Raw genomic sequence first — 11,686 nt, forward strand, 5'->3', positions numbered from 1 at the left:
CATGCCGGACTACACCACCCTGGCGGCGGTCAAGGCCTACTTGAAGTCGACGGCGCCGACCTATGACGCCCTGCTGTCCACCCTGATCACCAATTGCAGCGACGTCATCGACGCCTACTGCAACCGCGAAAAGGGTTTCCTGCAGGCGGACTATGTCGAGCCGCGTGATGGAAATGGCGGCCGGCAGATGGCGCTGCGCTATGGGCCCATCGTGACCGTCGCATCGGTGGTGGTGAACGGCCGGGCATTGCCGGCGGGATCGGTAACGCAGCCCGGTTTCTACTGGGCCGACAACCGCGTGATCCTGAACGGCTACGTCTTCCTGCCCGGCCTGGGCAACGTGGTCATCAGCTATTCCGCCGGTTGGGCAGCCTTGCGGCCGAGCCTGGTTCAGGCCGCCACCGAGTACGTCGCCTACGTCTACAAGTCGTCGGATCACATCGCACTGGCCAGTCTCTCTGGTGCCGGGGAAACCACGGCCTACCTGACGGCGGCCATGCCGGATGGGGTCAAGTCCGTCCTCAACCAGTTCCGCCGCGTGGTGCCAGCATGAGCGACTTCATCGAGATCGGCTCCGAGGGCCTGCCCCAAGTCATCGTGCGGGTGCAACAGTTTCCCGACGCCATGCGACTGTCCATCCAGCGGCGCGTCTATGGCGAGGCCGTGCGGCTGCAGAATGTGCTGAAGAACGATGCGCTGAACGGCGGCATCGTGAAGGCGCGGACCAAGCGCCTGCGCAACAGCGTCCATATCGACACCGAGGTGGCCGGCGACCGCGTCATCAACTACGTTGGTACCGACGTGGAGTACGCCAAGTATCTGGAAGAAGGCACAGCGGCCCACGAAATCCGCGCCAAGCACGCCAAGGCCCTGGCGTTCATGGTGGGTGGAGACCTGATCTTCCGGAAGAAGGTGCAGCACCCCGGAACGCCGGCCTTCCGGCCGTTCGGTCTAACCTTCGAGCGCGAAACTCCGGGCATCCTGAAGCGCTTGGAGGAGGGGGTGCGCGCCGACGCCCAGGCGGTGTTCCAATGAGTGATCTGGACGCCCCTTATGCCGCCCTTTTCGCCCTTCTGGAGGCGCTGAAGGCCCCGGACGGTGAAATGCCGGCCGCTGGCCAAGTGGTGACCGCGTCACGCGACGTGCAGCTGTTCGAGCAAGTGCCGGCGGACAAGTTGCCGGCCCTGTTCCTGGCCGTGGACCATCAGGTCTACCAGTACCAGATGCAAGGCGTGCCCGCGACCGCGCGGCCCTCCGCCAAGATCTACCTCTACGCGGCGGCCGACGACACGCTGTCGGCTGGTCAGCGGGTCAACGGCCTGCTGGGCGCCGTGATGGATGTCCTGAAACCCACCGGCGCCTACGCCGATCAGACCCTGGGTGGCTTGGTCCAGTACGCGCGGATCGAAGGCACTGTCGAAGTTTACGACGGCGTCCTGACGCGCCGCGCCGCCGCCATCGTCCCCGTCAAGATGCTCGTCCCCTGAAAGGCTCGCTATGGATGACACCCCCAACATCGCGACGTCGCCCGACACCGTTCCCCTGGCGGGTACGGGCGCCCCGGCTTCCCCGGCCCCGGCCGACACGCCTTCGCCGGACGTGGCCTCGGAACCAACGGTTCCGCTGGAAGTCCGCGTAGACGCCGCCATCGCGGCGTGGTTGGCGGCCGACATCCACAACAGCCCCATCGCGCGGGCCACCGAGGCCTACAACCACCTGATCACCGTCCTGCCGGCCCTTCGGGACCGCATCGTTGCCCCCAGCTCGGAGACCTAATTCATGCCCCAGTATTCGTTCGGCGCCGGCTCCCTGTTCGGCACCCCGGTTGGGGTGGCGAACGCCACGCCCGTCCAGTTTGGCACCCTGCAGTCCGTGTCGGTGGATATCGACTTCACGCTGAAGGAGCTGTATGGCCAGAACCAGTTCCCGGAAGTGGTCGCCCGCGGGCAGGCCAAGATCCAGGGCAAGGCCAAGGCTGGGCGCATCCAGGGTTCCGTGTTCAACAGCCTGTTCTTCAGTGGCACCTCGACCACTGGCCAGCAGCTGGTGGCCTTGAACGAGGTGGCGGCCGTGCCGGCTTCCACCCCCTGGACCGTCACCGTGGCCAACAGCACCACCTTCCAGGCCGACCAGGGCGTTGTGTTCGCCGCCACCGGCGTCCCGCTGGTGCGTGTCGCCAGCGCGCCGACGACCGGCCAGTACGCGGTCGCGGCCGGCGTCTACACCTTCGCTGCGGCCGACACCGGCGCGGGCCTGCTGATCAGCTACAGCTACACCAGCGCCACCGGCGGTACCGTGACCACCATCAGCAACCAGCTGCAGGGCGTGGCGCCGACCTTCTCAATGGTGCTGACCACGCCGTTTGCCGGCCAGACCCTGACACTCAGCCTGAACGCCTGCACGTCCAGCAAGCTGCAGCTGGCGACCAAGCAGGGCGACTTCATGCAGCCTGAAATGGACTTCATGGCTTACGCCGATGCCTCGGGCACCGTCGGTAAGATCAGCACCCAGGGGTAAGGCCATGACCGACGCCGCGAGCGGGACGCCTCAAGGCGCCTGGCACATCATACTGGACAATGAAAAGCACCAGGTCGGACTGATGGACTTCGGTCAACTTGGCCGGGCGCTGGAGGTAATCGACCAGGCCATGAAGCCTTTGCCGGAAGGCTTGCCGGCAGCACGACGCCTGATCGCCATCGCGTTGGAACAGGACATTTGCGCGACGGAGATCAACGACGGCCTGGCACCGCAAAAGGTGGCCGAGCTGGCCTATGAGCGTGTCGGACACATGCGCGCCACCGTCGTTCAGATCGTGGAAGCGGTTGGGATTATCGGCGTGGCATCGGGAATTCTCCGCCTGGGGGAGCCTCCGAAGGGGACGGCGGCGGCGTCCGCCTGAGCTGGGAGGAATTCCTGGCCCAACTCGTGATCAACACGGGGTGGACATACCGGGACGTCCTCACGCTCACCGTCCCCCGCTATCTGGCGCTGGTTGAGCGCTGGAAGGTTTACCCGCCCGTTCCCCAGTTGATCGCCTGTTACTTCGGTTTCGGCAAGGAACAGGCGGCCAAAGAAGCCTCCCTGGCCGACCTGATGGCGGCATTTGGTGACGGCACCATCAGATAGAGGCCCGTTATGACCGACCAGGTCGTATCCATACGGCTCGACGCCGACGCCAGCACCGTTCAGGTGGCGTCGGCGCGCGCTGAGGCGGCCTTGAAGAGCCTCTACAACACGCTGAACGCCGGGGCGCCGGCCGCGCGCTCCATGTCGGTTGAGACGCAGCGCTATGTCGAGCAGGTCGACGGATCGCAGCGCACCCTTCGCGTCGCCCAGGACCAGTTCCAGGCCGTCAGCGACGCGCTTGAAGCCGGGCAGATCAGCAGCAACGAGGCGACGCGGGCGTTCAAGGGCATCGAAGAGGCGGCGCTTGAGGCGTCCCATGGCACCGAGCAGCTGTCATTGTCCACCGTGGGCGCGCGACGCGAGCTGGTGGTGCTGGCCCATGAGATGGCCACCGGCAACTTCGCCCGGGTGCCTGGGTCGCTGATGGTGATGGCCGAGCGCATGGGCGGCCTGTCCCTATCGACCATGGGGGCGGCCGGCGCGGTCGCTGCCCTGGGCTATGCCGCCTATGAAGCCGTGGACAAACTGCAGCACATGGATGACCAGGTGGTTGCGTTGTCCGGCCACATGGCGGCCATCGGGCGGGGTCAAGAATTCACGCCGGGCGTCATCAAGGAACGCCTCAAGGATCTGCAGGATGGGCTGGGGCTGAGCAAGGACAGCGCCAACGCCCTGGCCAACGCGTTGGACGTGGGCTTGGCGGGCGCGTCGCGGGAGACGATCCGTGAGCTGGGGGACCTGACCGCCGCCGCCTCCCACCTCTCTGGCCTGAAGATCGATGACTTGGGGCGAGAGGTCGCCGCCGCCTGGCGCGATGGCGCGCCGGCTATTGAGACGCTGAACAAGCAGTTGCAGATCCTGAGCGCCGATGAAATCGAGGCGCTGGAAAGCGCTCGCACCCGGGCCGATCAGCAGGAGATTTTCAGCGCAGCCATGCGGCGTCGCTTCGGCGCCGAAGCCGAGGCGTTGCGCGGTGTCGCCGCGCAGGCGAAGGAGGTGGGCTCCGTCTATCAGACCATGGGCGAAAACCTCCCCGTTGGTCCCGAGCAGAATGCGCCCACCGCCACCACGGGCAACAACCAGAAAGACCAGGATCGCCGTTTCAACGACAGCCAGTTGGTCAAGGAAACGACCACTGAACTGGCGCAGTTGAAGGCGACTTGGACCGCGTCCAAGGATGAGCTGCTGGCCGTTGAGGCGGAAAAGTGGCAACGCGTCATCAGCCTGACGGTGGACGGCTCCGCCGCCCAGCGTGAAGCGCGCCGCGCCTTGGCGGCGGTCGAGGCGGACCAAGTCCGTCAGTCCATCACCACGTTCGAAGCGGCCGAGCGCGAGAAGGTCGCGGCACGAGCCGCCACGGGCACCCAGGGCCGGGCGGATGAGCTGCGCGACCAGATCGCCCTGGATGATCGGTTGTTGGCCAGCGACCAGCTGACATCGGAGCGTAAGCTGCAGATCGCTGCCGAACGCGCTCGAACTATGGGCCAGCTGCGCCAGCAGGAAAGCGCCGACGCCATCACCGCCGTCCGCGACCAGTTGGCGGCCGAGAGCGCCGCGGGCACGCAGACCCGCGCGCAGCAGCTGCAGGCGCAGATCGCCGCCGACCAGCAGCTGCTGGCCAGCGGCAAGTTGACGGCTGATGCCCGGCTGGGCGTCGAGCGGGAAATCAACGTCGCCAAGGCGCAGTTGGCCAATGAACAGGCCAAGGAAGAGCTGCGCAGCCTTCAGGAACAGGCGACGGCGGCCCGAGCCGGGAGTGCCGAGCGGATTGCCCTGCTGCGGGAAGAGCTGACCTATGCCCAGGCGCATTTCGGTGCCCTGTCGGCCGAGGCGAAGACGGCGCAGGACGCCCTGACCACGGCCGAGCGTGAAGGCAAGAAGGAGCGGGAGGCAATTCAGCGGGAAGAGGCCGCGACCCAGCTGCGTGTCAGCCAGGCCAAGCTGACAGCGGAACGGGAGCGTCTGGACGGCGAGGTGGCCGCCGGCCGGATCACCGAACAGCAGAAGCTGCAGGCGCTCAAAGACCTGGCCGCCGCCGAATATGAGCTGAACCTGCAGGCGCTGACCCAGCAGCGGGATAGCCTGGATCAGGGAACGCTGGCGTGGACGCAGGCCAACGGCAAGATCGAGGTGCTGGCGGCCCAGCACAGCGCCACGATGGAGAAACTGGCCGCGCAAACCGAACAGGCGAACACCAAGGCCGCTCAGGCCAGCCTGCGCGCCTGGGAAAGCGCCCTGGCGCCCATCACCCGCGCCTGGGATACCAGCCTGTCCGGTGTCGTCCAGGGCACCCAAACGGTGCAGCAGGCCTTCGGCAAGATGGGGCAGTCCATCCTGCTGGAGGAGATCACCAGCGCCAGCAAATGGCTGGAGCATAAGGCGCTGGTCAACGCATTGGGGGTGGCCAACGACAACCGGAGTGCCCAGGGCGGCCTGGCAGCCTGGTTGCTGGCCGACCGTGCCAAGACGACGGCGGCCACGGCGGGTGAAGCCACCCGCACCGCCGCCACTACCACCGGCGCCGCCGCACGCACCAGCGCGACCGCTGCTGAGAGCGGCGGCTTCCTGGGGCGCCTGGGCACCATGATCGCCGGCTGGCTGGGGCTGGAGACGGGCAAGACGGCCGCCACCGATGCCGGCGTGATTGAGCGCACCGCGGCTGACAAGGCCGAGGGCCTGATGCAGACCACCAAGGCGGCGGGGGAAATCCAGATCGCCGCCGCCGTGGCCGGGGCGAACGCCTACGCCCAGTATGCGGGCGTTCCGCCGCTGGCGGCGGCCATGGCGGCCGAGGCCGTGGGCGCCGTGCAGGCGTTCAACTCGATGCTGGCGGTGGGTGGCGGCCTGGCGTCGGCGGCCGGCGGCTGGGAACGGGTGCCCTATGACGGCGCCCTGGCCGAGCTGCACAAGAATGAGATGGTGCTGCCTGCCAGCATCGCTACGCCGTTGCGCGCCGCCGTGGCCACCTGGCGCAACCCGCCGGCCAACGACTACACCGCCAACGGCAACAAGGCCGATAGCGCCGGCTTCGCCGCCAGTGCCCCCCCGATGGGCGACACCCATGTGCACGTTCACGCCATCGACAGTCAGTCGGTCGCCCGCTTCTTCGCCGCCAACAAGCACCATGTCGCGGATGCGATGAAGGCGGCCCACCGGAACGGGAAGCGCTGAGATGGTCGCTTACTATCCCACGCTGCCCGGCATCGCCTTCGGCGTCACCAAGACGCCGACCTGGAACACGAACATCCAGACGGCGATCACGGGCCATGAGGTCCGCATCGCCCAGCAGGCGCGGCCCCGCTACCAGTTCACGCTGGTCTATGAGTTCCTGCGCGACACGGCGGCGGCCAATGAGCTGGCCACGCTGCTGGGCTTTTACAACCAGCGCAAGGGCGCCTTCGGCAACTTTGTCTTCGTGGATCCGGACGATAACACCGTCGTCGGGCAGGCCATCGGCGTGGGCGATGGCAGCAGCCGCAGCTGGAACGCCATGCGCGCGGCCGGCGGCTCGGTCGAGGTGGTGGGCTACATCACCGGCATGTCCGGCGTCTACGTCAACGGCGCCCCCACCGCCTACAGCTATGCCGGAAATAGCGTGACCCTGAACAGCGCGCCGGCCACCGGCGCCGTGGTCAGCGCCGACTTCACCTATGGCTACGTCTGCCGCTTCAAAGACGATCAGCTGGAGCTGTCGAAGTTCGCCGCCCAGCTGTGGGAGGCCAAGACCGTCTCCCTCATCAGCCTATTCGAGGATCCGACGTGAAGAGCAGCGACACCGCCCTGATCGATTGGCTGGCCAGTACCTCCGCGATGTTCGAGGCGGAGCTGTACAGCATCTACCTGGCGCCCTCGCGCGCCACGCCGGGACTGCCGGCCGGCAGCGTGCTGCGCTGGACCGACTTTTCCGATGACATCACCTATGGCGGCGTGACCTGGAAGGCCGGCGGCCCGCGCCTGCAGCGTGGTGGCATCACCACCAGCATCCAGTTCGAGGTTCCGGAGCTGACCCTCGACATCTTCTACCGGGCCACCGACCTGGTCGACGGCCTGACCCTGGGCGCCTGGGCGGAAAATGGCGGCCTTACCGGCGCCTTCCTCACCATCGACTGGGCGCCGATGACGGCGCCGGGCGTGCTGCCCTTCGGCATCATCCGCGACTGGTCCGGCCCGGTGGGCCAGGTATCGCCCTCCGCCAGCAAGGTCGAGCTGACCGTGAAGGGGGCCAACGTCGGTTTCAACGTCCAGTACCCATTCAATTTGTACCAGGTGCCCTGCCTGAACGTCCTGTTCGGGCCGGCCTGCGGCGTCAACCGGGCGTCGTTCACCTGGTCGAATGCTTGCGCCGCCGGCAGCACCAATGAGGTGCTGGTGCCGGCCGTCTTCCTCTCCGCCATGACGGGGCAGGCCATCACCGCCGACCCTGACGCCTTCGCGGACGGCAGCGTCACCTTCACCGGCGGCGTCAACGCCGGCACCAGCCGGGGCATCAAGGCCGCCTCGGATGGCAGCATCATCCTGCACTACGGCCTGCAGCAGGCGCCGGGCGTTGGCGACCCGTTCACCATCACCTATGGCTGCACCCACACCCGGGACGTCTGCGCCAGCCGGTTCGACAATGCCGACAGGTACCAGGGCTTCGAGTTCATCCCGCCCGCGGAGACCAGCGCATGATGACCGTGGCCGAACAACGGGCGGCCGTGGCGGCCGAGGCGCTGACCTGGGTGCGCACACCCTATCACCAGTTGGCTGACGTCAAAGGGGCCGGCGTCGATTGCTCCATGCTGCTGGTCCGCGTGTTCGTGGACACCGGCGTCATTCCGGCCTTCGACCCGCGCCCCTATCCGCCCGACTGGCATCTGCACCGCTCCGAAGAGCGCTACGTGGCGTGGGTGGAGCAGTTCTGCACGCGCATCGACCCAGCCCAGCAGGCGCCCCAGGCGGGAGACATCGTGCTGATGCATCTGGGGCGGTGCTTTAGCCACGGGGCCGTGATGACCGGCCGGCACGCGCTGGTGCATGCCTTCGCGCGCGACCTGGTGTGCACCACCGGCGACGTGCGCCATCCGCCGTTCCTGGGGCGTGATCTGCGGTTCTACATCCCGACGATCTGGGCAGGTGCCTGATGGCCGACATCTTCGGGGGCGGCGGCAGCGCCGCGAAAAGCAACCGCTTCTATAGCCTGCAGGTTCAGACCAGCTCCGCCGGCGTGCCCAAGCCCATCCTGTGGGGCACCCGGCGCCTGGCCCCCAACCTGGTGTGGTACGGGAATTTCCAGTCCCGCGAGGCATCGAGCGGCGGCGGCAAGTCGGGCGACAGCGGCGGCAACTACACCTATTCCTGCGCCGTTATCATGGCCCTGTGCGAGGGGCCAACGGCCACGATCGGCCGCGTCTGGGCCGACAAGGAAGACACCAACCTGGCGAAGCTGAACCTGACCTATATGCAGGGTCAGGATGGCCAGCTGCCGGTCACCGCCATCTTCACCAGCGCGCCGGATGAGGCGCGGGCCTATCCGTTCACCGCCTATGTCGGCACCGCGACCTATGCCCTGGGCAGCAGCCCCAACCTGCCCAACCATAATTTCGAGACCCAATCCTGGCTGCACAACGCGCCCAACACCATGGACGCCCAGTTCCCCGACGTGCTGGCTGATTTCGCCACCAACAAGCGCTATGGCTGCCAGCTGGAAGCGGCCTACGTCGGCGATTTGTCGTCGTGGCGGACGTACTGCCAGGCGCTGGGCTTTTACGGCAGCCCGCTGCTGAGCAGCCAGGAAACCGGCATCGACGTCATCAACCGATGGGCCCAGATCACCAACACGGCCATTTTCTGGTCCGGCAGCGTCATCAAGGCGTTGCCCCTTGGCGACCAGGTGGTGACGGGCAACGGCGTGACGTGGGACCCTGGCCAGGCGGTGGTGCCACAATACGATTTCGAGGCACAGGACTATCTGGCCGAGGACGGCGCCGACCCGGTCAAAGTGACGATCAAGGACACGGCCGACACGTCCAACTATGGGTCCATGACCTATACGAACCGGGCCGACAGCTATCAGGATGACGTGGTCAGCGCCCGCATTCAGGCTGCCATCGACGCCGACCGCCTGCGCCCGCTGGACACCATCACGGCGCGGGAGTTCTGCGACGCGGCGCCGGCTACCTTGTCGCTGCAGCTGATCCTGCAGCGGGCCTGTTACATCACCAACACCTACGCCTGGAAAACCGGCATTCGGTACCGGCTGCTGGAACCGGGCGACATCGTCACCCTGACCGACGCCAACTTGGGCCTGGACCAATTCCCGGTGCGGATCACCAAGGTGACCGTCAACCAGGACCGGACCGTGGATTTCGAGGCGGAGGAGTTCCCGGCCGGTGTCGGCACCGCGACGGCCCACCCACACCCCGTCAACGACAACGCCACCATCAACACGGCGGTGGATCCTGGCGACGTCAGTCAGGTGGTGATCATGGAGCCGTCGCCCGGCCTGACCGGCGGCGTGCAGCAGGTATGGATCGGCGCCGCCGGTGGCCCCTGGTGGGGTGGCGCGTCGGTCCACATCTCGCTGGATGACGAAAAATACGAGCGACTGGGCGAGATCAACGGCCCTTGTCGCGTCGGCACCCTGGCGAGCGCGCTGCCCACCGGCACGGACCCGGATACGGTCAACACCCCGCTGGTCACGCTGGCCACCAGCCGCGTCCAGTTGGGTACCGGCGACCAGGCCGATGCGGATGCCGGCCGCACGCTGTGCGTCATCGGCACCGAGCTGGTCAGTTACGCCACGGCCACCGTCACGGCCGCCAACACGTATCGGCTGGGATACCTGCGCCGAGGGCAGTACGGCACCACCATGGCCGCCCACGCGGCCGGCGCGCCCTTTGCCCGGCTGGATGATCGCTTCTTCACCTATGATCTGCCGGCGGCCTACGTCGGCCAGCGGCTGTACATCAAGCTGACCAGCTTCAACATCTTCCAGTCGGCGGAGTATGACCCATCACAGGTCAACGCCTATACCTACACGCCTGTGGGTGCGGCGGGGATGCTGCCCGCGCCAACCAATTTGCAGCTGAGTGTGATCACGGCCTATCAGGCCGACGGTACCGTGCAACCCGCCATCCAGGCCAGCTGGACGCCGGTGGATGGCGGTAGCCCGGCGGACACCTCCCTGCGCTGGGCGCCGGCGGCCAGCAACGATTGGCAGACGCTGACGGTTCCGGCCGGTACGACCCAGGCATTGCTGACACCTGTCATCCAGAACGTCACCTATCAGGTGCAGGCCGCCAGTCGTCTGTCTGCCACCGTGCGCTCGATCTGGGCGCCTCAGCCTGCTGCCACCATCACTGTGGGGGGCGTGCTGGGGGGCGCCAGCGTCACCCATCTGGAACTGTATGGCCAGGGATTGGATACCGAATTTCTGGGCCGGGATATCCACCTTGTGTGGCAGGGCAACTTCCCCGCCACCACCTACGCCATCGGCGCGGCGCCCAATGGCACCGGTGCTGGCTTCCGCAACCCGTATTTCCAGGACTACCTGGTCACGATCAGCGATCCCGCCACCGGCACGGTGCTGCGCGTCGAGCGTGTCACGGTTGAAGAGTACATCTATACCTTCGACAAGAACGCACAGGACCTGGGTGGCCCCCATCGGACCGTACGGTTTGACGTGGCTATTGAGGACAAGCTGGGCGGCGTGACAAAGGCCGCCACCCTGACGGTCACCAACCCGGTGCCGGCGCAGGTGCAGATCCAGCCACTGCCTGTGACCAGCGGCCAGGTGCTGCTGGGTTACATTCCCGGTACCGAGCGCGATTTCGCCGGTGTCAACGCCTGGGTGGATACGAAAGAGGATGTGGATACCAGCGGCGTGCCGGCGGTGACTGGATCATCGCCACCGCTCATTGTTGGGGGCCTGACAGCTGGGCAGCAGTATTGGGGGAAAATCCAGACCTTCGACAGCTTCGGTAGCGCCGGCTGCCCCATCAGCGCAGCCGTCACCTGGACGCAGCCGTATATCAGCACCCCGGAGCTGGCCGATAGCATCATAGGAAGGGATCAGCTAACGCCGGAGCTGGTCACCGAGATCGACGGCACGACAAACACGGCAGCCGAAACCAAGACCATTGTCGATCAACTGTCGGCGCAGACCTATCTGAAGGTTCAGGCGAACGGCCACGTCGCCGGCATCGGGGAATACGCCGACGAAACCGCCAGTCGCATCGTCCTGCTGGCCGACATCCTCAGCCTCGCGCTGCCCAGCGACACGGATCCGGACGGGTACGTCACGCCCTTTGTGATCGGCACAAAGGACGGCCAGCCCGTCATCGTCCTGAACGCCGTGACCTATGCCGGCACCATCCACGCGGATCAGGTCGATGGCGGGACCTTCGGCGCGGGAGTGGTGTATGCGGGTAGCGTGTTCGCTAATCAGCTGCGAGGCGGCACGATCACCGGCGAGACGCTGACCCTGAAGGCCGATGGCAACGCCGCCTTTGTGGCGATGTACGGTGACCTCGATGGCGGCCCGTCGTTCATCTTCAACGACGGCATCCATAGTTGGAAC

Annotated in this window: 12 protein-coding genes; all 12 read left to right on the forward strand. The window is 66.6% G+C overall.

All coding sequences use genetic code 11. The features are described 5' to 3' along the window. Position 1 precedes the first annotated feature (1 nt). Positions 2-553: a hypothetical protein gene (locus tag P5F91_RS18285; RefSeq protein ID WP_277907810.1), complete on the forward strand. Its 552-nt coding sequence runs from the start codon at positions 2-4 to the stop codon at positions 551-553. Beyond that, on the forward strand, positions 550-1,035 hold the full coding sequence (locus P5F91_RS18290; RefSeq protein ID WP_277907811.1) for a hypothetical protein: 486 nt from the start codon (positions 550-552) through the stop codon (positions 1,033-1,035). The genes P5F91_RS18285 and P5F91_RS18290 overlap by 4 nt, the downstream gene beginning before the upstream one ends. Further along, positions 1,032-1,487 carry a hypothetical protein gene (locus P5F91_RS18295; RefSeq protein ID WP_277907812.1) on the forward strand — a complete coding sequence of 152 codons (456 nt, stop codon included), beginning with the start codon at positions 1,032-1,034 and terminating at the stop codon, positions 1,485-1,487. Before P5F91_RS18290 ends, P5F91_RS18295 begins: the two co-directional genes overlap by 4 nt. 10 nt (positions 1,488-1,497) lie before the next feature. Further along, a complete protein-coding gene (locus tag P5F91_RS18300; protein WP_277907813.1) occupies positions 1,498-1,776 on the forward strand; it encodes a hypothetical protein in 279 nt (92 codons plus the stop codon). A gap of 3 nt (positions 1,777-1,779) precedes the next feature. Next, complete coding sequence (locus tag P5F91_RS18305; protein WP_277907815.1) at positions 1,780-2,517, forward strand: hypothetical protein; 738 nt, start codon at positions 1,780-1,782, stop codon at positions 2,515-2,517. A 4-nt stretch (positions 2,518-2,521) separates the two neighbouring features. Next, positions 2,522-2,899: a hypothetical protein gene (locus P5F91_RS18310; protein WP_277907816.1), complete on the forward strand. Its 378-nt coding sequence runs from the start codon at positions 2,522-2,524 to the stop codon at positions 2,897-2,899. 26 nt (positions 2,900-2,925) lie between these two features. Next, entirely contained in the window at positions 2,926-3,126 is a 201-nt protein-coding gene (locus tag P5F91_RS18315) for a hypothetical protein (protein ID WP_277907817.1), read from the forward strand. Positions 3,127-3,135: 9 nt separating this feature from the next. Continuing rightward, on the forward strand, positions 3,136-6,297 hold the full coding sequence (locus P5F91_RS18320; RefSeq protein ID WP_277907818.1) for a hypothetical protein: 3,162 nt from the start codon (positions 3,136-3,138) through the stop codon (positions 6,295-6,297). A 1-nt stretch (position 6,298) separates the two neighbouring features. After that, on the forward strand, positions 6,299-6,889 hold the full coding sequence (locus P5F91_RS18325) for a DUF2460 domain-containing protein (RefSeq protein WP_277907819.1): 591 nt from the start codon (positions 6,299-6,301) through the stop codon (positions 6,887-6,889). Next, positions 6,886-7,797: a DUF2163 domain-containing protein gene (locus P5F91_RS18330; protein ID WP_277907820.1), complete on the forward strand. Its 912-nt coding sequence runs from the start codon at positions 6,886-6,888 to the stop codon at positions 7,795-7,797. Before P5F91_RS18325 ends, P5F91_RS18330 begins: the two co-directional genes overlap by 4 nt. Then, positions 7,794-8,249: a C40 family peptidase gene (locus P5F91_RS18335; protein ID WP_277907821.1), complete on the forward strand. Its 456-nt coding sequence runs from the start codon at positions 7,794-7,796 to the stop codon at positions 8,247-8,249. Before P5F91_RS18330 ends, P5F91_RS18335 begins: the two co-directional genes overlap by 4 nt. Beyond that, a partial coding sequence (locus tag P5F91_RS18340) for a phage tail protein (protein WP_277907822.1) occupies positions 8,249-11,686 on the forward strand: 3,438 nt, incomplete at its 3' end. The genes P5F91_RS18335 and P5F91_RS18340, both read left to right, overlap by 1 nt.

It is taken from the genome of Nitrospirillum amazonense (assembly GCF_029594735.1).
Taxonomy (GTDB): Bacteria; Pseudomonadota; Alphaproteobacteria; order Azospirillales; family Azospirillaceae; genus Nitrospirillum; species Nitrospirillum amazonense.

Coding starts and splice junctions, on each gene's coding strand:
- P5F91_RS18285 (WP_277907810.1), top strand. CDS start 2: ATGCCGGACTACACCACCCTGGCGGCGGTCAAGGCCTACTTGAAGTCG.
- P5F91_RS18290 (WP_277907811.1), top strand. CDS start 550: ATGAGCGACTTCATCGAGATCGGCTCCGAGGGCCTGCCCCAAGTCATC.
- P5F91_RS18295 (WP_277907812.1), top strand. CDS start 1,032: ATGAGTGATCTGGACGCCCCTTATGCCGCCCTTTTCGCCCTTCTGGAG.
- P5F91_RS18300 (WP_277907813.1), top strand. CDS start 1,498: ATGGATGACACCCCCAACATCGCGACGTCGCCCGACACCGTTCCCCTG.
- P5F91_RS18305 (WP_277907815.1), top strand. CDS start 1,780: ATGCCCCAGTATTCGTTCGGCGCCGGCTCCCTGTTCGGCACCCCGGTT.
- P5F91_RS18310 (WP_277907816.1), top strand. CDS start 2,522: ATGACCGACGCCGCGAGCGGGACGCCTCAAGGCGCCTGGCACATCATA.
- P5F91_RS18320 (WP_277907818.1), top strand. CDS start 3,136: ATGACCGACCAGGTCGTATCCATACGGCTCGACGCCGACGCCAGCACC.
- P5F91_RS18325 (WP_277907819.1), top strand. CDS start 6,299: ATGGTCGCTTACTATCCCACGCTGCCCGGCATCGCCTTCGGCGTCACC.
- P5F91_RS18335 (WP_277907821.1), top strand. CDS start 7,794: ATGATGACCGTGGCCGAACAACGGGCGGCCGTGGCGGCCGAGGCGCTG.